Source organism: Bradyrhizobium genosp. A, from assembly GCF_049949275.1.
Lineage (GTDB): Bacteria > Pseudomonadota > Alphaproteobacteria > Rhizobiales > Xanthobacteraceae > Bradyrhizobium.
In genome coordinates this window covers 2,978,172-2,998,638 of record NZ_CP188196.1, presented here as the reverse complement: position 1 = coordinate 2,998,638, position 20,467 = coordinate 2,978,172, and the positions used below count along the sequence as shown (strand labels likewise).

Sequence of the window (20,467 nt, the reverse complement as noted above, 5' to 3'; positions counted from 1 at the left end):
GCCTGGAAAATTTGACACGTCGGGCAAAACACCGGCATGATGGCATCATCGAGAGTTCGTCACACCCGCGCGGAGCAATCCGGCGCGGGTTTTTTCATGTCTGAGGAGGAATGCCATGACTAGGGAACCACTGCCGCCCGCCGCGATCATCAAGCCCGCTCTGCCGGCGACTTCAGGATTGGATTTGGAGCGCTGGCCCAGGTGGAGGCGTGACGCGCTTGCAATTCAGCCCGAGACCAAAGCGCCGGAACATCCGCGCATTGAGAGCGGGCCAGTGCGCGTCGACCCCGCGAGTGTACGAAAGCTAACCCGCATGCCGTCGCGTTCGTGAGACCTCACATCGGCACGACATCAGTCGTCAACGAGCCGCTTTCCTACGTCGCCTCGTCCGCACGAAGCAGCACAAGCGCGAGGAACGCGGAGATCGAGGCCAGCGCGCTGATCCAGAGCGCATTGCTGCCGAAATGTTCCACCATCAGCCCCAGTGCAAGCGGCGCGAGCGCACCGGTTGCCCTGGCGGGCAGCGAGATCATGCCAACACGCCTCCCGAAGCCCACCGGTCCAAAGATCGCCAATGGTAGCGTGCCACGAGCAATGGTGATGATACCGTTGCCCGCGCCATACAGCACCGTAAATGCCGACGCGAGGACAGGTCCGCCAGCGACCAGCGCAACGACACCGATCGGATTCATGAGCATCGCCAGTCTGGCTGAAAGCAGCGGATGAAACCGGCCGAGCCATCCTGCTTCGAGAAGGCGCGCGCCGACTTGTGCAGGTCCAACCAGTGCTCCAGCAAGCAATGCCTGCGCGGGCGTCGCACCGAATGCAACCAGCATGGTCGGCAGGATTGCCGAGATTCCCGAGCTAACGAAGCTTGCCGCCGCAAACATGTAGGCCAGCAACACCATTGCGAAGGTCTCGCTCTGGCGTCCGGGTTGTTGGCTCCCGCCAACACGCGGTCGAGGGTCCTGATCCAATGGAACGGCGCGCGGCAGCGAAAGATTGAGCGGCAAGGCCAAACCGATATGGATCGCCGCCCAGACCTGGCAGGCGACACGCCAGCCGTACTCCGAAGCGAGCCAGGTCGTGAGGGGCCAACCAAGGGTGCTGGCGAAACCGGCGATCAGGGTGATGCCGGTGATAGTTCTGCGCGCATCGGTGCCATAGATGCGCGTAAGCGTCGCGAAGGCGGCCTCATAGAGGCCCATGCCCATGCCGATCCCGAGCAACATCCAGGCTGCGATCAGCACCACCAAGCCATGGGCGACAGACAGAAGGAGCAAGCCTGCCACAAAGACAAGGTTTGAGCTCGCGAGCAGACTGCGTCCACCGAACGTATCGATGGCATGCCCGACCCGTGGGCCAAGTAGCCCAGAGATGACAAGAGCTCCCGACAGCGCGCCGAATACGTAAGTCGGCGCAAGACCGAGATCGCGCGCAATCGGCGCGGCCAGGATGGCAGGAAGATAGTAACTCGATGCCCATGCAACGGTCTGCGAGGTGCCAAGTGCAACGACAACAGCGAGCGGCCTCGCGGAAACTTGCGTCATGAGCAACCGCACCCTGCAGCGCCAGCCTTCTTGGCCGATTCATCGGCCGCACAGCAGGCCGATGGCACCTCCTTCGCCGGGCCGCCGCAACATCCTGATGCAGCTTCGGCCGACTCGACACCGCCGCGGGTGCAGACGCCGGTCTCCGGCAGCACGAGCTCGACCCTCTCCGCTGCCGCCCTGTCGCCGGCGAGTTCGGCGGCAATCGATCGAACCTGTTCATAACCCGTCATCATGAGGAAGGTCGGCGCGCGGCCATACGATTTCATGCCGGCAAGGTAGAAGCCCGGTTCGTCATGCGAGAGCTCGCGCGCGCCGTGCGGGCGAACGGTCCCGCAGCTATGTTCGTTGGGATCGATGAGCGGCGCCAGTGCGACAGGCGCCTCGATGGCCGGATCGAGCCGCAAACGCAGCTCGGACAGAAACGAAAAGTCGGGACGGAAGCCCGTCGACACGATCAGTTCGTCCACGACCACACTTCGCGCGCCGCAGCAGGCCCCGGCGGCAATCTTGAGGCGGCCTTCGGATTCCGAAAGATGCGTGACACCGAATTCGGTCTCGACCTTGATCCGCCCGGAGGAAACAAGGGCGGCAAAGGCATTGCCGAGTTCGCCGCGCGCAGCAAGCTTGTCATTCCCGCCACCACCGAAGGCCTTCGCAGGATCGGCCCCGCTCAAGAGCCAAACAGGTTGCGTATTCGGCACCTCGTCTGCGAGACGCACGAGATCGATGAGCGTGCCCACCGCGGAGTGGCCGGCACCGAGGACCGCAACGGTCTTCCCTGCGTATCTGGAACGACCGGCACCGCGGACATCCGGCATGCCGTAGGCGACGTGCTCGGCGAAGTCATGCTCGCCGATCGCTGGCAAGCCGTTACGGCCGGCAGGATTGGGGGAGAACCACGTGCCTGACGTATCGATCACGACATCAGCGCGCAGGACCTCGGGCCCCTTGCCGCTCTGGTAGCGGATTTCAAAGGGTGCCTGCTCACGCCCTCTCGTCTTCGCCTTGTCGAAGCCGACACGGCTGATGGCCGAGACGCGGCTGGACGTCCGGATCGCATCGTGCAGCGGCGTTCTCGTCGCGAGTGGCGTGAGATATCGATCGAGCAGTTCGCCACCGGTCGGATAAGATTGAGGGTCTGGCGAATTCCATCCCGTCGGCCCCAGCAGGCGCGCGGCAGCCTTGTCGACATTGTATTCCCAGGGCGAGAAGAGCTGGACTTGCTGCCACTGGCGAACCGCATGCCCCGCTTCCGGCCCGGCCTCCAGCACGATCGGCGACATCCCTCGTTCGAGCACATGCGCAGCAGCAGCCAAGCCGACCGGCCCCGCCCCGATGATGGCAATCGTCTTTCTACCGGCCATCCCATCTTCCTATCATTCTAGAATCATCGAATAAGCACGGCCAAAAAAATCAGGCCGCCGTACGAGCATCCTTGCATTCGTTTTGGTCCGCACAACACTCCGACACCAGGAAATCCACCAAGCCCTGCATCGCGTCGTAGTTTGCATGGCAGACCAAGGTCGTGGATTCGCGGACCTGACTGATGAGCCCGACCGCGATCAGAGACTTGATGTGATGGGATAGCGTCGATGCCGGGATCTTCAGCTTTTCCTGTAAGCGACCAACCGGCATGCCCGGCTGTCCAGCCCGAACCAGGGCCCGATAAATCTGAAGCCGGGTTCGGTTGCCCAAGGCTTCCAAGCGTGCTGCTGCGTCGTCGATCTTCATCGGCCTTACCATGTGCCTGTTCGGCTCCGCCGTCAACCATACTTCTGGAATATTCGAAATACTCCAGCGCGACGCCACCGGGAGATTTCGGGATTGACGCTCAATCAATAATTCCATAAGTCTGGATGTATGGAAAATGAAGAAGCTGTCCTCGCGCTCGCCGCCCTCTCCCAATCGACTCGTCTGGAGGCCTTCCGGACGCTGGTCAGGCACGAGCCCGACGGCCTTGCGGCTGGCGACCTCGCGCGCCTGTTGGAGGTACCGCCAAACACGCTTTCAGCTCACCTGTCTATCTTGACGCGCGCGTGTCTCGTGACCTCCGAGCGGCACAGCCGTTCGATCGTCTACCGCGCCAACCTCGCCGAATTCCGGGACGTTGCGGTTTTCCTGCTTCGGGATTGCTGTGGCGGGCGACCGGAAGTTTGCGAGCCGGTCGTCGAAAGCCTCAAATCCTGCTGTTCGCCAAAACGAAAGGAGCGAAGCCGTGCCTGATCGGATGTACAATGTCCTGTTTCTCTGCACCGGCAATTCGGCGCGCTCGATCCTCGCCGAATCGATCCTTCGCAAGGACGGCGCAGGGCGATTTCGTGCATTCTCCGCAGGCAGCACGCCAAAGGGCGCCGTCCACCCGTTGGCCTTGCGTGTTCTCCAGCACATGAATTACCCGACCGATGGAATGCGCTCCAAGAGCTGGACGGAGTTCGCAAAGCCTGATGCACCTGTGATGGATTTCATCTTCACCGTCTGCGACAACGCAGCCGGTGAAGCCTGTCCAATCTGGCCTGGTCAACCGACCACGGCTCATTGGGGTATTGACGACCCCGCCGAAGCACAAGGTACGGAGCTTGAGAGGGAAGCCGCGTTCACCACGGCGTTTCGCTACCTCAAGAACCGGATCGGGACCTTCGCCAGCCTTCCGCTGGACAGCATCGACGTTTTCAAGGGTCCGCCGCTGGACAATATGGACAAGCACATCCTTGCCGCCAAGCTGCGGGAAATCGGCAGCCTTCCGGGCACGACCGATCTGCAGCCGAAGATAAGCTGATGGACGCGTTCAATCTCCCGCGCCGCGTCGTGGCGGAAGCTCTCGGCACGGCCGTTCTTGTCGCGACCGTTGTCGGCTCCGGCATCATGGCCGAGACGCTGACCAAGGACGTCGCTCTGGCGCTCCTCTGCAACACCTTGCCGACCGGGGCCATCCTGGTCGTCCTGATCACCATACTCGGTCCGATCTCCGGCGCGCATTTCAATCCGGCGGTTACACTGGTCTTCACCGGCAAGCGCGAGCTGCCGTTGAATGAAGCCATGCTCTACATCATCGCGCAGATCGCGGGTGGCGCCATCGGAACGATGGCCGCGCACCTGATGTTCGCTCACCCCCTGATCGACGTATCGATGAAAGTCCGGACCGGCGGCTCGCAGTGGTTCGCGGAAGCGGTGGCCGCCTTCGGACTGGTCGCCACCATCCTCGCCGGTGTCCGCTTCCAGCGCACCGCCGTTCCCTGGCTGGTCGGCCTCTACATCACAGCGGCGTATTGGTTCACCGCATCGACGTCGTTTGCAAATCCGGCGGTCGCAATTGCGCGCTCGCTGACGAATACTTTTTCCGGCATTCGGCCGATCGACCTTCCGGGGTTCATTCTCGCGGAGCTCTGCGGAGCCATCGCCGGCATGCTGCTGATGAACTGGCTGCTCGGGCGTGCCGATGTGCGCGGCCCCGTCGCCATTGCGGAGACCCGATCATGAGCGTCACGATCTATCACAATCCGGATTGCGGGACTTCGCGCAACACGCTCGCGATCGGGGCTCGCCTGAACTAACGCTCCTCGGTCGGATGCACCCATTTGTAAGGCGTGGCGGTCCGCGGGCAAAGTCTTAGCCATCCTTCGATCCTCACCTCGCTCGAGGTGCCAGAAGCTGCTGAAGCTCGACCACAACCGCGGACAATCTCTCCACCTCCTCCGATCCCGGATTTGGCCCCGCCTGGAGCATTCCATCCGACCGCACCATCACCTCGGAATGTGGTGACACAGCAGCCCGCTCGAGCAGCGCACGCAGCTTCGGATCCAGACCATCGCCACGCGCAGCCGCGATCGCATTGAAATGACTGAGCGACATCATTGCTAGACTCCCTTGCGGATCGATGCGGGTAGCCTGGATCGACCGCCGCCGATTGCCACTCCGGATCCTGCTCTCGAACCGGACTCGACCGGAATTTGAAGCGAAGAAGCGGAGTGCCGGCGAAGCGCCGACGCGCTACGCGCCACAACAGGAGAGGCGCGACATGACAATCGACATCGAGATTCAGCGACTGGTCAACTTCGAGACGGCAACCGATGGCACCGCGGTCAAGCTCATCGTGGCCGACATCGCGAACCGCGAGATCGGCATCATCCTGAAGATCGAGACGCTGACGGCCTTGCTGATGACGCTGCCCGCGATGGCATCGAGCGCCGTCAAGCGCGCCCATAACGACCCGAACATGCGGATCACGTATCCGCTCCGGGAATTCGAGATCGAGTTCGGCCCCGACAATCTCCGTATCCTGACGATCGGCACTCCCGATGGCTTCAGGGTCTCGTTCAGCCTCACCGAGGATCTCTCGCTGGAGCTCGGCCAGGCTCATCTCGATGGCGCCGGACAGCGCGCCAAGACCCACTAGGCCGCCAGATGAGTTTCTCGCCCCTCAATTTTTACATGTTCGCCGCTGCGCGCGGACACTTCCTGCGACCTGATGTCCAGGCGCTGCTCAAGCAAGCGCCGGTCAGCCTCTTCGCCGATCTCCTTGCTCCGCACGATCCAGATGTCTGCCGAGAAGCCAAGGCGCTGCGGACGCGGCTGGACTCGCTGCTGTTTGCGGAGCCCTCGCCACGAGCTGATGACGCACTCCCGCTCGCCTCCAACGTCGTTCGGCTCCGTCGATAGGCCGCGCCGGTCTCGCCGAACAAGCCCCAGGGACTTCCTCACATGTGCAACGACAACACGTCCGGCCTCCGTGACGGCAACGACTATTTCCACTACGTCTCCGCCCAATGCTCGCTGGGCTTCGTCCTGACCGCCGTCTCGCCGAACGGGATCTGCGCCATTCTGTTCGGCAACACCCGCGACGAGCTCGACAGAGCGATCCGATCCGAGTTTCCGGACCGAGACCCGACCTACGGCGGCTACGGGCTCGAAGGAATCGGAGCCCAGACGGTGAACGCGATCGAGATACCTCGTGCGCAGATCAGCATGCCGCTCCATCTGATTGGAACGGTGGCCGAGGTCCGCGTCTGGCAGGTGCTCCAGAGCGTTCCTGCCGGCGATATCATCACCTACGACCAGATCGCGCAGCGACTGGGGACGCCGCATACGCCAGAAACAGTCAGTCTCGCGTGTCTCGCAAACAGGATCGCTGTCGCTGTTCCCTGCCATCGTGCCGTGATCAGTCGCGGCGATATCGGCGGGTATCGATGGGGCGTGGAGCGAAAGCGCGCGCTGCTCGATCGCGAGCTGCGCCTCCCTGTCGAATTGTGAAGGCGCGCCGGTCTACGAAGGAGGCCGCCGCTGTTCGATCGATGGGAAGTCGATCACCCGAACGGTCTCGTCTGGCGCAGACTGTCGTACGGCTTCGTGTCCCGGTGACAGCGCGAACTGCCGTTCCATGGTGCGCCGGCCAGTCGGATCATGGTCCTCGACGCTCTCGATATCCGTCACCTCGATGGCGATGATTGGGTTGGCCGCGCTCGCCGCACCCGCGGCGTCGACCACAGGCTGCAGGACGAGGCGTGGCGTGTCGGGGTTCGCCAGGGCGATATTTTGCAGCTTCTTCAGCGGCCAGCGCAGATGAACCCAATGCTTGACGATGATCGACCAGTCGTGACCGTCTTTCAGCGCGCCGTTGAGAAGGCCGTTCGACAGCGGATCGTGCGGAAAGACGCCGAGACTGTTCGCGATATCGATGGCATGGGGCCCCTTCGGCAGCATTACGAAGAGACCAATTCTGCCGCCATCCATGCTGACGAGTTTCATGCCTCGGTCTCCTTCCGCAGCAGCTCGCGCTTGCGCGCGATGCCCCAGCGATAGCCGGCGAGCTCGCCATCCGCGCGGATGACACGGTGGCAGGGAACGGCGAGCGCGATCGGATTGGCGGCGCAAGCCTTCGCCACCACGCGGGCGGCGACGCGCGGATAAACATTGTTGATCAGGCGGGCCAGATGCATGTAGCTCATCGTCTTGCCGACGGGGATCGCGCGGATCTGCTCCCAGATGCGGTGCTGAAGCGGGGTGCCGCGCATATCCAGCGTCAGATCGAGGCCTTCGGAAGGCTTTTCAGCGTAGCGGGCCACCTTCGCCAGTTCGTCGCGGACCACGACCTCGTTCGCGACCAGGGTTGCCCCGGGGAAGCGAGCCGCGAGATCCGCTTCGAGCTCGACCGGGTCGTCGCCGGGCAAGATCGCGCAGACGCCCTTCGCGCTGCGGGCGAGCAACACTCTGCCCAAAGCAGTGTCGGAAATCGCGAAGAAGAGAATTTCGGTCGCCGTGTTGTCGGGCCCGACCGTGGGCAGAAGCCGCAAGGCGGCTTCGGATGTCATGAGGTTCATGATGTCGCTCCTTGTTTGTCCTCATGACCGAAGCTAAGCGCACACGCTGCTATCCAAACTCCGTTGTTTGCTTTCAAATCGAGAAGAATTCCGACGACCTTCCAGGCGAAGCAAATGCCGTCGGAGGCGATGGCGGCTCAGGTCGCTCGCGAGGCTTCCCGATCCAACAGGGTGCGCTTGCGTTCCACGCCCCAGGCATATCCGGAGGTCGATCCGTCGTTACGGATCACGCGGTGGCACGGAATGGCGACCGCGATCTTGTTCGCCGCACAAGCGCCGGCGACGGCGCGCACCGCGTTCGGAGCCCCGATCCGCTGCGCGAGCTCGGCATAGCAGACCGTCGTGCCGGGAGGGATGTCCTGAAGCGCCTGCCAGACCCGCTGCTGGAACGCAGTGCCGCGAATGTCGAGCGGCAGATCGAGACCGATCTCCGGCGCTTCCACGAAGCCAACCACGCGCGCGACCATCGCCTCATAGTCCCGGTCAGCACCGATCAGACGCGCCTTGGGGAAACGATCCTGAAGATCGTGGACCAGCTTCTCCGCGTCTTCTCCAAGAAGAATCGCAACCACGCCCTTCCTGCTCGATGCGACCAGAATGGGGCCGAGAGAGCTTTGACCGACCGCGAACCTGATCTCCTCGTTCGCCCCTCCGGCGCGATATTGCGATGGCGTCATGCCGAGCATCCCCGTCGATTTTTCGTAGAAGCGCCCGCTCGAATTGAAGCCGGCGTCGTACATCGCCTCGGTGACGGAATGGCAGGAAACCAGACCTTCGCGAACTTTCCTGGCACGGAATTCGGCGGCATAGTTCTTCGGCGTCAGCCCGGTGGCGGCCTTGAAGATTCGATGAAAATAGCCGGGGCTCAAGCCGGCTGCCCCCGCAAGCTCCTCCAACGACGGCTCCTCCTCGCTCGTCTCGATGATGCGGCAAGCCTTGGCGACCAGCGTGTTATTCTCCGTCTCGACCGAGGGCCCGTCCGGATTGCAACGCCGGCAGGGCCGAAATCCTGTCGCCCTGGCACTCGCCAGGCTGTCGTGAAGCTGCACGTTCTTCGGGTTTGCCGCGCGCGAGGGACAGGACGGCCGGCAATACACCCCCGTCGTCGACACCGAATACCAGAACAGGCCATCGGCAGCCTTGTCGCGTGCCAGGACGCGGGCCCATCGCGGATCATCCGCGACTGGCAGGGGCATCTGCTTCCGGAACCGAAGGGGCGCTGTGGTCATAGGCTCAACTCTCCACGAACCCGCAGACGTCGCCACCCGATTTCCGACAGCGCGCTGTGGTCCCCAAAGCAGGCGAGGCCCGCACAATGTGCGAGCCTCGTTCAACGACATCGGTTGGGTCGATGGTACGTTCCGATCAGGCCGCCGCCTTGAGCAACCCGAGCTGGGTCAGCGCGGTGACGCCGTCATCGAGACCGATCTCCTCGACAATCTTGCCGTCGATGACCTTGAGCACCGTGGTGCCCGTGAAGCGCATCTTGCGGCCGGTCGCAGCCGGCAAGCCGCCGATCAGGAAATCGCTGAACGCCGGGCCGGTGTGGGTGCCGCCGCCCTCCCATTGACCGACGACATAGTCGCCCTCGGCGATCAGGTCCGCGGTGCCCCAGAAGTTGAGATCGGGAAACGCGGCGCGGAAGTCGGTCATGAACGCCTTGATATCTTCGCGGCCGCGACGTGGTTCATGCAGCGAATATTTGAGCAGCATGTCGGGAGCGGCGATCTCGTCGATGACGCCAAGATTGACGGTCTTGCCCCAGAATTCGGTGAACCAACGGCCAACGACGGCCTTGTTCTCATCTTGCTTGCTCATCGAAAAACACCTTTCATTTGCGGGAATCATGGATCGACTGGCGATCGCTGCAATGTCTAGGCGTCGTCCCCGCGCATCAAACTCCGGTTCTTGCCCTGAAATTGGAGAATGCCCGAAAGCCCGTCGCAGGTTGATGATCGGGACTCGCCTGAACTAACGCTCCTCGGTCGGATGCACCCATTTGTAGGACGTGATGCTCCGCGTTGCGGTGAGCTTGATCATGGCGAAGCGACAGCACCACGCGCCTGGAAAGTTTGACACGTCGGGCAAAACACCGGCATGATGGCATCATCGAGAGTTCATCACACCCGCGCGGAGCAATCCGGCGCGGGTTTTTTCATGTCTGAGGAGGAATGCCATGACCAGGGAATCACTGCCGACCAAATGGGCGCACACGAAGAGGGACGGCTCCGGCGCAAGCCCAGCGCCGGAGCCGTTATCGGAGCATCTTAGCGGGGGTACAGGACCGGGCGACGAATCAGCGTTCTTCCGAAGGGTCAGTGCTCCTTCCGTGTTTCTCCCGAGTGCGAACATAGTTCCGCCTTCCCGGCTGCGTTAAAAGCGCGAGTACAAAGCAGCTGGCAGGAAACACGATTGACGTGCAGCTGCGTGCTAATCCGTGGGGAGCCTGCGTTCCGTTGAGTGTCGCTCGCCGTCGCGCAGATGCGCGGATCTCACGCGAATGCCATTGCATTTTGATACGGAGCATCAAATGAATTTCATGCTGGACGACAGGCTCGAGGAAGGACAGATCGCAAGCTTGGAGGAGCAGCTGTCGAACCTGGCACACGCGGGACTCAGTCCTTCGGCCCCGCCGGCCAGCATGAAGAGGTCTTCCACCACTCTCGCAACGATTCAGGCGAATTGGCACCATGTGGCTTTCGTCAGTTTCCTGTTGGCAGCATCCATTAGTGTCGCTGCCTGGTGGTGGTCATCCTCTGTTGATACGGCAACGATGACTTCCTCAGACCCAGCACTTCTAACACGCGCCGCGCCGGACGCGGTCGCGCCGACTGCCGTTGCCCTGCGTTCTGAGTTGTCGCAGCAGCTCCAACCGATGGCGCGCGATCTTGCTGCCTTGAGCCAAACGGTCGAACAGCTCAAGGCGCGGCAACAACAATTGGTCCGCGACAATGAAAATCTGGCGAGTCAACTCAAGGCAAGTCGAGAGGAATCGGCACGCAACAACAGTACCATCGACCAGATCAAGGCCAATCAGATCCAAATGGCGCGCGAAAGCCTGACGCTCGCCGAGCGGCTCAACGCAAGTCAGGAACAACTCGCCCGCGTCATCGCCAACGCTTCAGAGCCAAAGGCGATGCCCGAAGCGCCACAAGAGGTGAGCGCCGAAGATCCAAAGGTGATGCCCGACGTACCGCTGCCTCGTCCGCGGCAGTCGGCTAATGTCGCCCAGACGCAAAGGTCAGCGCGACCGGAGCGGCCGCAAGCCAGAAAGCCTCAACCGGTAACGGCATGGCCATGGTCAGTGCGCTAAAGCGGAGCGCTCCCACAATTTTACGGTGGCTAGCGGGCAATTCGAGTCTCTAGTTCAGGCGATGTGTGCAACGTTTTGGGCGCCCGGCTTCCCCAATCGGCAATTCTATTCTCTGACCGCGTTTCATCTCCGCTCTTGGGCCCCGGCCGAACATCGCGCCAGCCATCACGAAGTCAGCTGTCTAGTGTGACCCGGGCATTCCCTGTCGCTTGCCTTGACCGCTGCCTCTGACCCATTGCAGATGTCGGTCGTGCATACGAAGATGGCCGTCAGACAGGTTCAGAAGAGGCCTGTCGTTGAACTAACGTTTTCGGAGGCTTTGGAACAGGACTCCGGCTTAGGTCTGCAGGGCCGAGAATCGCAATCAGCAACTAGGCGCAGGAAGATCACGATTGATGCCCGAAGATATGACCATACCCGAAGAGCTTATAAGTCTTCGCAGTAGCATTGATAACATCGATGCAGCGTTGGTTTACATGTTGGCCGAACGCTTCAAATGCACGCGCCTAGTTGGTAAGCTCAAGGCCTCATCGGGATTGCCGGCAGCAGATCCAACCAGAGAGGTTGAACAAATTGCCCGACTGCGATGTCTTGCGGAAGCCGCCAATCTAGATCCAGTTTTTGCTGAAAAGTTTCTCAAGTTCATCATTGAGGAGGTGATACAGCATCACAACGCGGTTCGATCGTGACCTCGCAGACTTTCGTACGGTATTGCCATATCGACCATAACGGGCGGCAGATGCGATCGCGACGCAGCCCCACACGGACGAAAGTCATGGGCAATCGCACCTATCGGGGACGCGGACCGCGCTCTGGATAAGACGGCCGTTGCGCATAAGGGTTCACCAGGCACATGGCGGGAAGACTCGCAGCGGCCGCCTTACACTCTTCCCACGAACTGTATTGGCACGAAATAGAGCTGGAACCACCCCACTCCCACTTCTGAAGGCAAACCGGAAAATTGCCGCCGAACCGAGCTACGGCTGGAGCGGGTGCAGACATTGCGATCCAGATGATCAGGAGAAAGGGAAGCGCGCGCATCAAGTGACTCCGAGGATTTGCGGAATCCTGCTTCCAGGGGCACTGCGGACACAGAGTTTCCGGCTTTCCGGGCACGGCAACAATACTAGGCCGCGCGCGCGAAGCAAAGGAAATGCGGACACTTGCCCCGCTGTCGATCCAGGCCTGGACCAGCGCAGCTACGAGGTGGCGGCGTCGTTCAAATGGTGACGCGACGCGGCCGCCAAGCAAGACCAGCCTGGCGGTCGCTTCAACTTCCGATGCCGCCGACCAGTCGCGGACGGTTTGCGCGCGGGTTCTCGGTCGCCACGGCGCGCAGCCATGCGCGAAAACTGATGATCTCAGGACAATCCGCCGTGCCCTCGGGCGCAATCAGCCAATCGTCCGGACCGGATCCCTCATTGACCCGATCGCAGCGATAGCCCGGATGGCGGCCGAGACCGCGGGCGATCAGCAGGTCGACCTTGCCCTCGACCAGCTCGTGCAGGCCGGCGGGCTGCAGCACGCGCAAGCCGATCTCGGCATGCGTCCCGCGAAACGCCGCCAGATCGAGGCGGCGCAAATCGAAGCTGCCATGGACGCCCAATTGCAGCAGCACCGCGCCTGCCGGCTTCAATTCCGAGGTCGCCTCCGCTATGCGGCGAAAGCCGTCGGACACCCCGGGCAGATAGGCTTGGCCCGCCGCGGTCAAGATGAGCTGCTTGTGCAGCCGCCCGAACAGCTGCACGCCGAGGCGCGCCTCCAGCGCTTTCACCTGCTGCCCTACGGCAGCCGGCGTCACGTGCAGCTCGTGCGCGGCCAGCTTGAAGCTGAGATGGCGCGCGGCGGCCTCAAAAGCGCGGAGCGCATTGAGTGGCGGAAGGGTGTAGGTCATCGCGGCGCAGTTTGACACCGATGGACCGCGGCCTTGCAATAGATTTGCTTGCGCTGAACCGCAGCAACAATGCTTTGCGCAGCAGTGATGTCGCCGGATACGGTCGACCCGCAACGTCCGGATTTTTCATGGTGCCCCAATGGCTGAGACCATCCATCCCTTCTACGAGCAGAACGCACCATCGTCGAGCTGCGCGCCCGCATCAAGAAGACGATCGCCTTTGCGGAAAGCGTTCCCGAGGGGCAATATGCCGGCGCGAGCGAGCAGAAGGTCAGGCTCTCCTGGGCCCCCGGAAAATTCCTCGCTGGCCGAGATTATCTGCTGCAGATGACCATCCCGAATACCTACTTCCACATCGCTATGGCCTACGCCATCCTGCGCCACAACGGCGTCGATATCGGCAAGCAGGACTTTCTGAAGCCGATCAACTTCGTCGAAGGCTGAACCTCACGAATGCCCGCCACACCGGCAGTTCTCGTAATCGACGGGATCATGACTGTTGACAATCGTCACGCGCTCGCCGTGGCTGAGCTTCAGCTCGCGCAGCCGGGCCTGATTGGCGACACGGGCCTCGCGGTCCATGTCGACGCGGCGCTGGAAATAGCGGAGCACCAGCGGCGCGCGCGGCGAGGCGTCGAGCTGGGCGTGATGGAAATAGCTGTCGCCGGCGTGCAGCAGCCACTTGTCGCCGGAACGGATCGCGATGCCGCAATGGCCGAGCGTGTGGCCGGCGAGCGGGATCATCAGGATGTCCCCTTCCCGGTCGCCGAGCGCACGGACGCCCTTGAAACCGAACCAGTCCTCGCCGGCCTCGCCGTAGAATGTCCAGCTCGGCCCATGGCTCCATTGCCCCCCGACATAACGCCCCTCGGGCGGCGCGGGCTTTCGCAGCACCGCCATGTCGTATTCGGTGCGATGGACGTGGATCGCGGCATGGGGAAAGTCGGGAACGCCGCCGGCGTGATCACGATCAAGATGTGTCAGCAGCACGTGGCGCACGTCGGCCGGTGAATAGCCGAGCGCCTTCACCTGCTGCACAGCCGTCTCCGCCGGATCGAGCTTTGGTGCGGTCTGCCGCAGCCACCGTTTCCCGAGCCGGTCGGGGGTGGCGATATCGCCAAGGCCGATGCCGGTGTCGACCAGAGCGAGGCCGTCATTGGTCTCGATCAGCAGGCAATGGCAGACCATGCGGGCGCGCTGGAACAAGCCGCCGGTGCCGTTCACCAGCCGCCGGCCCATGGGGCACATCGTGCCGGTGTTGAGATGATGGATCTTCATGAATGAGGCCCGCCTGTTGTGAACACGGCGTTCTTGTCATTCTCCGATCCATAGGTAAAATATCGAATATTGATAGTATCTCTAGGTCTGGACTATGGATATCCGCGAGCTCCGCTACTTCGCCGCCGTCTACCGCGAACGCAACCTCACGGCAGCCGCGCGCACCTGCTTCGTGTCGCAGCCGTCGATCTCGACCGCGATCACCAATCTGGAGGCCGAGCTCGGCACCACACTCTTTATCCGGCACAAAAAGGGCGTCGCGCCCACCGCCTCGGCCGAGCAGTTTCATGCGCTTGCCCGCCGCATCATCGACGAGGCCGATGCCGCCCGCAGCTTGTTCCGCAAGCCCAGCACCAGGACCAATCTGACGCTCGGCCTGATGCGCACGCTCGACGTGCCCCGGACGATCGCGCTGCTGAAGCCGCTGACGGCGCGCAGCGACATCGCGCTGCGGCTCGTAGGCCACGACGAGCGCGCGGATGCCAGGATCATCTCGAAGAGCATGCTGAGGGATGACGAGCATTTCGTCCTGCTCTGGAGCGAGCGTTACGTCGCGGCCCTGCCGCCATCGCATCCGCTGACGCTAAAGGACAAGCTTCGCGCCGCCGATCTCGCCGACGCCCCCATGATCGACCGCTGCAATTGCGAGCAGAGCGAATTCTTCGGCCGCGCCGCGCAACGGCGCCAGCCCGCGGCGATCGCGCAATCGGAGGATTGGGCCATGGCGCTGGTCGCAGCCGGCATCGGCATCGCCATCGTGCCGGAAGGCGTGGCCAAGGGCCATCCCGACGTCGCCATCCGGGAGATCGAGGTGAAGATCAGGCGCGAGGTCGGGCTCGCCTATCGCGCATCAATGCCGCTGGCGGACGCGCTGAAGGATTTTGTTGGAAAACTCCAGGGACCGCGTGCAAAGTCCCAACGCGCGCAAAATCCCCTCCTCAAGGGCAATAAGTCCGGCCGCCGGCGCTAGCGCGCCGTCACTATCCGAGCAAGCCCTTCAGGCCGGCATAGATGGAGCCCACGGCCGTCGCGGCTACGCCGACCAGCGGGCCGACGGTCTGCATCAAGTCCTGAATCAAACGGGCGCGGCGGCGGAGCTGTTCCTCGCCAACATGCTGCCCGAGCAGGCGCGCCACCCTGAAGGCGAAAGCATTGGGCTTCCCGCCCTGGCTCAGAACGCGCGGCAAGACCTGGAAGATCACGACTCCCAAGATGTTTCCGGACACGAAGGCGAGCAGGATGCTCGCACCGTATTCGAGCACTTCGCGCCATTCGACCCACACCGTCGGCAGGATCGGAACATCATCGTGGAGTCCGGTCACCGTCAGCATTGCCTGGATGCTGACGCTGGCGAGCAGCAACGCCAGCACGAACGCCCCCAGTGCTGAGACCCGATGCAGAGGATAGGCTGCGAACCCGAACAGCAGAGGGACAACGATCGATGCGATCCGGAGCGGAATTGGAGAGAGGTTGAAGGTGATGGTGACCAGAATATGCGTGATCGTCAGCAGAACGGATGGAATGACGATATAGAGAACGGCATGCGTCGCGAAATAACGCAGCGGATTCTTGCACCGCTCGAGCCGGACGTTGACACGGTCGAGATCGCGCCTGAGCCGGTCCAGGTCGGCAACGATGTCATTGATCTCGAGAAGCGTTGGCCGCACGACGCGCAAATCGCGCGAGCAGTGCTTGCACGCGATGGCCTCGTCCTTGATCGTCTCGGCACAGAACGGGCACTCCATCGTCAGCGCGACTTCCTGCGCCGCATGATGGCTTCGACCTCGTCTCTGGCCCGCGTCAGCTCATCGCGCAGCTGGTCCCGCTTGCGCAGGAGATCGTCACGCTCCGCAATCAGCGTCGCAGGCACGGCGATGTCTCGCGCACAGGATGCGCAAACCAGCGCGCCATCCGCACTCTCGGCCTGGCAGTAGGGACACATCACTTCGGTGCGACCTTGAGGGTAAAAATGGCCGTACCCGGCCGCCCATCACTGTCCTTGATGTCGACCCGCACGGTGTAATCGCCCGGCGGCAATTCCGCATCCTGCATGTTGATCCCGTCGGCGTGCACGAACGGCTTGACCCGGGACGTCAGATCGACGTTCGGCGTGCGGAGGAAGGTCATCTTGACCGAGTCCGGATCGATCTTGGCGCCCCCGAACGACTCGAACTTCAACTGGAGCCGCATCGGCGAGGACACGGAATCACCGGGCGAGACGAACTCCACCTTCGGACCGCGCAGGATACCGCGCCTGTCGGCCGCAACCGCGCCCTTCGGCGGCGGCAGCTTGGCCTCCTCTTCGGTGATCAATTGTGTTGCCCGCGACGCTCCCGAAAACAGGAGGCCTGCCACAACGAGCCCTAGCAAAATATTTCGTTTCATCTCAGGTCCAACTCTTCCCTGCTTCAACGCACACCGCCATCGCCGATAATCGTATACGGCGCCCAGAACAGCGGATGAGCATAGGCAAACTCGGTCTTGCCCTCGCTGTTCAGGTAACCGGGACCGTCGACCAGGGCCATCATCGCCTGCCGCAGCGCTTCGCTCCGCGACAGCTTCGGATCGTCCGCCTGCCGCTTGAACAGGTCCGTCACCAGCTGCCGGGCCGATTGCGAATGCACCGACCAGTTCGTCACGAGCAAGGCACGCGTTCCAGCGTAGAAGAACGCGCGGCCGAGGCCGGAGGCCGCCTCGGCGCCGGCGCCCGCACCAGCGCCGGTGTTGCAGGCGGACAGGATGACCCAGTCGGCGTCGAGCTTGAGGCCAAGAATTTCCTCCATGGTCAGGAGGCCGTCCCCGCCTTCGCCCGTCACCGTTGGCGATGACAGTGCGAGCGCCGGCTGTGTCAAACCGTTGAGCTCGCCCGGAACAAGGCCGTGAGTGGCAAACGCGAGAATCTTGAAGCCCGACAGGTTCATCGTCTTGACCGCGCTCTCGGTCGCGCTCTTGCCGAGGAACAGCACTTTCGAGGGATCAGCCTGCAGCGCCAGCGCGATCGATTTGAGTTCGTCGGCCGTGTCAGGAAGGCGGGGCAAGAGGCCGAGCTCGGCGCTGTCGACGCCGTCGAGCTTCGGGCTGTTGCGACGCTTCAGCGGCATGCCGCGCGTGACGTTGCCACCGACATCGGCGACCTGCACCTTGTCGCCGGCGCCCTCCGCTTCTGCCTGCTGATCCTTGTTGAAATAGGGATCGCCAAACGCCACGAGATCCCCGCGGCCGGGCTTGCCAGGCGGCAACTGCCGCAGCGTGCGCAAGGCCGCGGCCGACGGCACCGTCGAGACGGCATGGGTTCGCGCAAGCCATGGCACGTTCCGATAGCCGACGAAGAGCGGATCCTCGTCCGCGGTCACCTCGGCCGGCGCCGTCGGCAGCAGCGACAGCGGTAGCAGGCCGAGCGCGCCGTTCGTAACCACGATCAAATTCTTGGCCGGCTTCCATCCACTCTCGACCGGCTTCAGCAACAGCTCGTAGAGCTCGTAACCAAGCTTGAGATCGAACGGCGGAATGTCCGAGATCATCGCAGCCTGCGGCTCGAGCGCTTCCCGCAGTTTGCGGATCCTGGTCTCGATATCACCGATACTGGCCTTGACGGCCGCGAACGCCACGGGACCCGATTTCGGCACGGCCCAGACGAAGCTGCCGTTCTGGCCGAAGTAGAATGACAGCATGGCCTCGTTGTCGGCCAACGTCGCACGGATTTCGGCGACGGCCGGCGGCTTCGGCGAGACCAGATCGGCATAGGACGGAAACTTCTGCTTGATCTCCTGGCGCGCCTTGTCGCGTTCACCGCGCAAGGCGACGATCGAGGCCTGGATCTGCTGCGCGCCCTTCTCGTCACGCTCCGCCGAGGGAATGGCGAGAACGTTGGTGAGCGTGCCGAGCTGGGCGTTGACCTGCTTGGTGAGGTCCTGTTCCTTGCGCACGAGCTCGGCCAGCGCGGGATCCTTCGCCGCCGCACGCGCGCTGGAGGCGGCCAGCGCCTGCTGCACGGAGCGGCCGCGGATCGCATCGGCCAGACCGAACGTCTCCTCGCCGACGCCGCTGCCGGTGCCTTCGGTCCGCGCGAGCAGCAAGAGGTAGCTCTCGACGATGGTCTGGAGCCGCTGGCTGCGCGCGGCCACGACGGTCGTGTTCTCGTCGTCGGCGTTCTCGTTTGCGTTCGCCATCATGATCGGAATGGCGGCCTTGAACTCCCGGATCGCGTCGGCATCGCGCCGCGCGCGCATCAGTCCGATCGCCAGGGTGCCGCGCGCCGACGCCGCATCGAAATGGTTCTCGCCGACCCGCCCGATCTGCTTCTTGACCAGTTGCTCGGCAGCGGCGATGCCGGCGTCGAGCTGGCCGGAATTATAGAGCGCGAGGATGCGCGCCGGATTGAGCTCGATGACCTGGCGGCGCTGCGGATCCCAATTGGCGACCGCCTGGTCGATCCGCGCAAACATGTCGTTGGCCTCGGCATTCTTGCGCTGCAGATTCAGGATGCCGGCGAGCTTCGAGAGCAGCTGCACGGTCGACTGCGAGTCATCAGGCACGCCGACCGTCTTGTTGATCTCCAGCGCGACGCGGCCGAGCTGCTCGGCTTCGTGGTAACGGCCCTGGTCGACCAGAATGCCGGCCAACCCCATCACATAGCGCGGCGTCACCGGGTTGTACTTGCCGGTGTCCTTCAGGCGCGACAACAGGGCTCGGCGCGCATCGACCTCGGCTTCGGCGAGCCTGCCCTGCCGCGCCTTCATGCGGGCCTGACTCAGAACCATATAGTCGATTGACTGCAAGATAACGGTTTCAGCGGGAGGATTATCCGAGTCCATCACGGCCTTCATGCCGGCGCGCTTGCGCTGCTCGGCCAGGCGATAGGAGGCTTCGGCCTCGCTGAACTGCCCGCGCGCCTCGAAGATCATGGCGCGGGTGCCGTCGATTTCCGCCTCCCAAGTCTGCCCCATCTTCGCGTAGGAGGCGCGCCATCCGGGGAGGCCGCTCGTGCGAGCCTCCTGGATGCCGGCCAAGCTGCGCCGCAGATAGGCTTCGGCTTGCGGGATGTCGCCCATCTGAATGAGAATGCCAGCGATCGAGCGGTTGGCGTTGAAAAGATACCCCTTCGCGCCCGGAACGGTGGCGACCTCGCGCAACTGCCTCTGCATGATATCGTGTGCGCGCTTCGGATCGCCGACGGCCGAATATTGGAGGGCGACAAGCTGTGTCAGCCGACCCATCATACTTGCGCTGATGGCGCCGCGTCCCACCTCGACGGCCTTGTTGGCGTCAATAATGGATTCGGCAAGCCGTCCGAGCTGGGAGCGCGCATTGGCGCGATCGAAATAGAACTGGGCGAGATCCTCGCGAGATTCCTTGCCCGTGGGCGACGAATCCGCATCCGCCTTCAGTTCCGCAATCATCTTCTCGTCCGGCTTATCGCCGTCGAGAATCGCCGTGATGTCGGAGATGTTGCGCGGCGGCGCGATGAAATCCTTCGGCAACGCCGTACCGGGTTCCAGTTTGGGCGCAGCTTCCTTCGGAAGCTCGACGGCGACGTTGGCGCGTCCGTTCGCGGCATTGAGGGCGGCGAGCACGCAAGCGTGGACCTGCGGTTTAGCCTTGGCGCGGCACCCCTCGATATCGGCACCAGCCTTGCGGCCTCCCTGGGCCTGCATGCAGGCCTGCACGATCGGCTTGCCGACCGTCATCCGGCAGTTCTCCAGCGCCGCCTCCTTGGTCAGGGCGGCGGCGGAGCCGGTCGATCCGAGCAGGATGGCAAGGGCCAGCAACTTTCGCAGAGGCGTGGAATTTCGACGGGCGTCAAACGGCATCCCGGAATTGGTGCGCATCCCAAAAGACCTTCGTGCAAAATGACTTGGTACAACGGCGCAATCCTATCGATATGGCTTGGGAGAACAAGCGCCAATCGGGGCGGTCCGACCATATGCTGAACAGCCTGGGCCGCGGCCAATCCAAGTTCCTGGAGTCCCGTCCCGGTGGCACCTGGACGTGATCCTCGCCATGGTTGCAGGATTGACCGCGGTCGCCGACCGGGCCGGATTCGCTGCTCTTGCTGATGGAAGGCGCGAACGCCGAGACGGCCGCAACCGGGTGCGTCGGCAGGCGCGGCGATCCG

Annotated in this window: 25 protein-coding genes; 10 read left to right on the top strand and 15 right to left on the bottom strand. The window is 63.0% G+C overall.

Annotation, left to right across the window (positions count from 1 at the left end; genetic code table 11):
• Window positions 1-374 precede the first annotated feature (374 nt).
• From ACP2YP_RS13905 to ACP2YP_RS13895, 3 genes are read right to left on the bottom strand one after another with little or no spacing between them, the layout of a single operon-like run.
• A complete protein-coding gene (locus tag ACP2YP_RS13905; RefSeq protein ID WP_426424767.1) occupies window positions 375-1,550 on the bottom strand; it encodes an MFS transporter in 1,176 nt (391 codons plus the stop codon).
• On the bottom strand, window positions 1,547-2,917 hold the full coding sequence (locus ACP2YP_RS13900) for an NAD(P)-binding domain-containing protein (protein WP_426424766.1): 1,371 nt from the start codon (window positions 2,915-2,917) through the stop codon (window positions 1,547-1,549). The genes ACP2YP_RS13905 and ACP2YP_RS13900 overlap by 4 nt, the downstream gene beginning before the upstream one ends.
• A gap of 49 nt (window positions 2,918-2,966) precedes the next feature.
• Window positions 2,967-3,284, bottom strand: a complete 318-nt coding sequence (locus ACP2YP_RS13895) for an ArsR/SmtB family transcription factor (protein ID WP_426424764.1) — start codon at window positions 3,282-3,284, stop codon at window positions 2,967-2,969.
• A gap of 129 nt (window positions 3,285-3,413) precedes the next feature.
• On the opposite strand from ACP2YP_RS13895, the gene ACP2YP_RS13890 reads away from it, so the two are divergent.
• Genes ACP2YP_RS13890 through ACP2YP_RS13880 form a run of 3 tightly spaced genes read left to right on the top strand, consistent with a single transcriptional unit; the run spans window position 3,414 to window position 5,030 of the window.
• Window positions 3,414-3,776, top strand: a complete 363-nt coding sequence (locus ACP2YP_RS13890) for an ArsR/SmtB family transcription factor (protein ID WP_426424762.1) — start codon at window positions 3,414-3,416, stop codon at window positions 3,774-3,776.
• A complete protein-coding gene (locus ACP2YP_RS13885; protein ID WP_426424761.1) occupies window positions 3,769-4,329 on the top strand; it encodes an arsenate reductase ArsC in 561 nt (186 codons plus the stop codon). The genes ACP2YP_RS13890 and ACP2YP_RS13885 overlap by 8 nt, the downstream gene beginning before the upstream one ends.
• Entirely contained in the window at window positions 4,329-5,030 is a 702-nt protein-coding gene (locus ACP2YP_RS13880; protein WP_426424760.1) for an aquaporin, read from the top strand. The genes ACP2YP_RS13885 and ACP2YP_RS13880 overlap by 1 nt, the downstream gene beginning before the upstream one ends.
• 147 nt (window positions 5,031-5,177) lie before the next feature.
• On the opposite strand, the gene ACP2YP_RS13875 is transcribed toward ACP2YP_RS13880, so the two are convergent.
• Entirely contained in the window at window positions 5,178-5,405 is a 228-nt protein-coding gene (locus ACP2YP_RS13875) for a hypothetical protein (RefSeq protein ID WP_426424759.1), read from the bottom strand.
• A 163-nt stretch (window positions 5,406-5,568) separates the two neighbouring features.
• Here ACP2YP_RS13875 and ACP2YP_RS13870 point away from each other — a divergent pair, with 163 nt between their 5' ends.
• Genes ACP2YP_RS13870 through ACP2YP_RS13860 form a run of 3 tightly spaced genes read left to right on the top strand, consistent with a single transcriptional unit; the run spans window position 5,569 to window position 6,800 of the window.
• A complete protein-coding gene (locus ACP2YP_RS13870; protein WP_426424758.1) occupies window positions 5,569-5,946 on the top strand; it encodes a hypothetical protein in 378 nt (125 codons plus the stop codon).
• 8 nt (window positions 5,947-5,954) lie between these two features.
• Window positions 5,955-6,209, top strand: a complete 255-nt coding sequence (locus ACP2YP_RS13865; protein ID WP_426424756.1) for a hypothetical protein — start codon at window positions 5,955-5,957, stop codon at window positions 6,207-6,209.
• Window positions 6,210-6,251: 42 nt separating this feature from the next.
• Window positions 6,252-6,800 carry a methylated-DNA--[protein]-cysteine S-methyltransferase gene (locus ACP2YP_RS13860; protein WP_426424754.1) on the top strand — a complete coding sequence of 183 codons (549 nt, stop codon included), beginning with the start codon at window positions 6,252-6,254 and terminating at the stop codon, window positions 6,798-6,800.
• A 12-nt stretch (window positions 6,801-6,812) separates the two neighbouring features.
• Here the strand turns inward: ACP2YP_RS13860 and ACP2YP_RS13855 are convergent, their stop codons facing one another.
• The 4 genes from ACP2YP_RS13855 to ACP2YP_RS13840 form a co-directional block, all read right to left on the bottom strand.
• Window positions 6,813-7,295: a hypothetical protein gene (locus ACP2YP_RS13855; protein ID WP_426424753.1), complete on the bottom strand. Its 483-nt coding sequence runs from the start codon at window positions 7,293-7,295 to the stop codon at window positions 6,813-6,815.
• Window positions 7,292-7,867 carry a methylated-DNA--[protein]-cysteine S-methyltransferase gene (locus ACP2YP_RS13850; RefSeq protein ID WP_426424751.1) on the bottom strand — a complete coding sequence of 192 codons (576 nt, stop codon included), beginning with the start codon at window positions 7,865-7,867 and terminating at the stop codon, window positions 7,292-7,294. Before ACP2YP_RS13850 ends, ACP2YP_RS13855 begins: the two co-directional genes overlap by 4 nt.
• A gap of 137 nt (window positions 7,868-8,004) precedes the next feature.
• Entirely contained in the window at window positions 8,005-9,096 is a 1,092-nt protein-coding gene (gene ada / locus ACP2YP_RS13845) for a bifunctional DNA-binding transcriptional regulator/O6-methylguanine-DNA methyltransferase Ada (RefSeq protein ID WP_426424750.1), read from the bottom strand.
• A gap of 136 nt (window positions 9,097-9,232) precedes the next feature.
• Complete coding sequence (locus ACP2YP_RS13840) at window positions 9,233-9,685, bottom strand: ester cyclase (RefSeq protein WP_426424748.1); 453 nt, start codon at window positions 9,683-9,685, stop codon at window positions 9,233-9,235.
• Window positions 9,686-10,367: 682 nt separating this feature from the next.
• Between ACP2YP_RS13840 and ACP2YP_RS13835 the strand changes: the two genes are divergently transcribed.
• Window positions 10,368-11,180, top strand: a complete 813-nt coding sequence (locus tag ACP2YP_RS13835; protein ID WP_426424747.1) for a hypothetical protein — start codon at window positions 10,368-10,370, stop codon at window positions 11,178-11,180.
• A gap of 395 nt (window positions 11,181-11,575) precedes the next feature.
• The gene (locus ACP2YP_RS13830; RefSeq protein ID WP_426424746.1) at window positions 11,576-11,869 is read left to right on the top strand and encodes a chorismate mutase; all 294 of its coding nucleotides are present in this window, start codon (window positions 11,576-11,578) and stop codon (window positions 11,867-11,869) included.
• Between the two features lie 100 nt (window positions 11,870-11,969).
• Here ACP2YP_RS13830 and ACP2YP_RS13825 read toward each other — a convergent pair whose 3' ends face one another.
• Entirely contained in the window at window positions 11,970-12,182 is a 213-nt protein-coding gene (locus tag ACP2YP_RS13825) for a DUF3551 domain-containing protein (RefSeq protein WP_426426144.1), read from the bottom strand.
• 268 nt (window positions 12,183-12,450) lie between these two features.
• A complete protein-coding gene (locus tag ACP2YP_RS13820; protein WP_426424744.1) occupies window positions 12,451-13,074 on the bottom strand; it encodes a LysR family transcriptional regulator in 624 nt (207 codons plus the stop codon).
• A gap of 180 nt (window positions 13,075-13,254) precedes the next feature.
• Here ACP2YP_RS13820 and ACP2YP_RS13815 point away from each other — a divergent pair, with 180 nt between their 5' ends.
• On the top strand, window positions 13,255-13,518 hold the full coding sequence (locus ACP2YP_RS13815; RefSeq protein ID WP_426426143.1) for a DUF1993 family protein: 264 nt from the start codon (window positions 13,255-13,257) through the stop codon (window positions 13,516-13,518).
• A 3-nt stretch (window positions 13,519-13,521) separates the two neighbouring features.
• Here ACP2YP_RS13815 and ACP2YP_RS13810 read toward each other — a convergent pair whose 3' ends face one another.
• Window positions 13,522-14,352 carry an MBL fold metallo-hydrolase gene (locus ACP2YP_RS13810; protein WP_426424742.1) on the bottom strand — a complete coding sequence of 277 codons (831 nt, stop codon included), beginning with the start codon at window positions 14,350-14,352 and terminating at the stop codon, window positions 13,522-13,524.
• A 94-nt stretch (window positions 14,353-14,446) separates the two neighbouring features.
• Here ACP2YP_RS13810 and ACP2YP_RS13805 point away from each other — a divergent pair, with 94 nt between their 5' ends.
• On the top strand, window positions 14,447-15,322 hold the full coding sequence (locus tag ACP2YP_RS13805; protein ID WP_426424741.1) for a LysR family transcriptional regulator: 876 nt from the start codon (window positions 14,447-14,449) through the stop codon (window positions 15,320-15,322).
• 10 nt (window positions 15,323-15,332) lie between these two features.
• Here the strand turns inward: ACP2YP_RS13805 and ACP2YP_RS13800 are convergent, their stop codons facing one another.
• The 4 genes from ACP2YP_RS13800 to ACP2YP_RS13785 all read right to left on the bottom strand — a co-directional run bounded on the left by ACP2YP_RS13800 (window position 15,333) and on the right by ACP2YP_RS13785 (window position 20,162).
• Window positions 15,333-16,097 carry a hypothetical protein gene (locus ACP2YP_RS13800; protein ID WP_426424740.1) on the bottom strand — a complete coding sequence of 255 codons (765 nt, stop codon included), beginning with the start codon at window positions 16,095-16,097 and terminating at the stop codon, window positions 15,333-15,335.
• Window positions 16,098-16,099: 2 nt separating this feature from the next.
• Window positions 16,100-16,222, bottom strand: a complete 123-nt coding sequence (locus tag ACP2YP_RS13795; protein ID WP_256375363.1) for a hypothetical protein — start codon at window positions 16,220-16,222, stop codon at window positions 16,100-16,102.
• 71 nt (window positions 16,223-16,293) lie between these two features.
• A complete protein-coding gene (locus ACP2YP_RS13790) occupies window positions 16,294-16,665 on the bottom strand; it encodes a hypothetical protein (RefSeq protein ID WP_426424739.1) in 372 nt (123 codons plus the stop codon).
• Between the two features lie 95 nt (window positions 16,666-16,760).
• Window positions 16,761-20,162 (bottom strand): CHAT domain-containing tetratricopeptide repeat protein, encoded by a 3,402-nt coding sequence (locus ACP2YP_RS13785; RefSeq protein ID WP_426426142.1) that lies wholly within the window; start codon window positions 20,160-20,162, stop codon window positions 16,761-16,763.
• Window positions 20,163-20,467: the final 305 nt, after the last annotated feature.

What these genes read in the sequence shown, in the direction of transcription:
- ACP2YP_RS13905 (WP_426424767.1), bottom strand. Translation starts at nt 1,550, where the DNA reads ATGACGCAAGTTTCCGCGAGGCCGCTCGCTGTTGTCGTTGCACTTGGC.
- ACP2YP_RS13900 (WP_426424766.1), bottom strand. Translation starts at nt 2,917, where the DNA reads ATGGCCGGTAGAAAGACGATTGCCATCATCGGGGCGGGGCCGGTCGGC.
- ACP2YP_RS13895 (WP_426424764.1), bottom strand. Translation starts at nt 3,284, where the DNA reads ATGAAGATCGACGACGCAGCAGCACGCTTGGAAGCCTTGGGCAACCGA.
- ACP2YP_RS13890 (WP_426424762.1), top strand. Translation starts at nt 3,414, where the DNA reads ATGGAAAATGAAGAAGCTGTCCTCGCGCTCGCCGCCCTCTCCCAATCG.
- ACP2YP_RS13880 (WP_426424760.1), top strand. Translation starts at nt 4,329, where the DNA reads ATGGACGCGTTCAATCTCCCGCGCCGCGTCGTGGCGGAAGCTCTCGGC.
- ACP2YP_RS13875 (WP_426424759.1), bottom strand. Translation starts at nt 5,405, where the DNA reads ATGATGTCGCTCAGTCATTTCAATGCGATCGCGGCTGCGCGTGGCGAT.
- ACP2YP_RS13870 (WP_426424758.1), top strand. Translation starts at nt 5,569, where the DNA reads ATGACAATCGACATCGAGATTCAGCGACTGGTCAACTTCGAGACGGCA.
- ACP2YP_RS13865 (WP_426424756.1), top strand. Translation starts at nt 5,955, where the DNA reads ATGAGTTTCTCGCCCCTCAATTTTTACATGTTCGCCGCTGCGCGCGGA.
- ACP2YP_RS13860 (WP_426424754.1), top strand. Translation starts at nt 6,252, where the DNA reads ATGTGCAACGACAACACGTCCGGCCTCCGTGACGGCAACGACTATTTC.
- ACP2YP_RS13855 (WP_426424753.1), bottom strand. Translation starts at nt 7,295, where the DNA reads ATGAAACTCGTCAGCATGGATGGCGGCAGAATTGGTCTCTTCGTAATG.
- ACP2YP_RS13850 (WP_426424751.1), bottom strand. Translation starts at nt 7,867, where the DNA reads ATGAACCTCATGACATCCGAAGCCGCCTTGCGGCTTCTGCCCACGGTC.
- ada (WP_426424750.1), bottom strand. Translation starts at nt 9,096, where the DNA reads ATGACCACAGCGCCCCTTCGGTTCCGGAAGCAGATGCCCCTGCCAGTC.
- ACP2YP_RS13840 (WP_426424748.1), bottom strand. Translation starts at nt 9,685, where the DNA reads ATGAGCAAGCAAGATGAGAACAAGGCCGTCGTTGGCCGTTGGTTCACC.
- ACP2YP_RS13835 (WP_426424747.1), top strand. Translation starts at nt 10,368, where the DNA reads ATGCCATTGCATTTTGATACGGAGCATCAAATGAATTTCATGCTGGAC.
- ACP2YP_RS13830 (WP_426424746.1), top strand. Translation starts at nt 11,576, where the DNA reads ATGCCCGAAGATATGACCATACCCGAAGAGCTTATAAGTCTTCGCAGT.
- ACP2YP_RS13825 (WP_426426144.1), bottom strand. Translation starts at nt 12,182, where the DNA reads ATGTCTGCACCCGCTCCAGCCGTAGCTCGGTTCGGCGGCAATTTTCCG.
- ACP2YP_RS13820 (WP_426424744.1), bottom strand. Translation starts at nt 13,074, where the DNA reads ATGACCTACACCCTTCCGCCACTCAATGCGCTCCGCGCTTTTGAGGCC.
- ACP2YP_RS13810 (WP_426424742.1), bottom strand. Translation starts at nt 14,352, where the DNA reads ATGAAGATCCATCATCTCAACACCGGCACGATGTGCCCCATGGGCCGG.
- ACP2YP_RS13805 (WP_426424741.1), top strand. Translation starts at nt 14,447, where the DNA reads ATGGATATCCGCGAGCTCCGCTACTTCGCCGCCGTCTACCGCGAACGC.
- ACP2YP_RS13800 (WP_426424740.1), bottom strand. Translation starts at nt 16,097, where the DNA reads ATGGAGTGCCCGTTCTGTGCCGAGACGATCAAGGACGAGGCCATCGCG.
- ACP2YP_RS13785 (WP_426426142.1), bottom strand. Translation starts at nt 20,162, where the DNA reads ATGCCGTTTGACGCCCGTCGAAATTCCACGCCTCTGCGAAAGTTGCTG.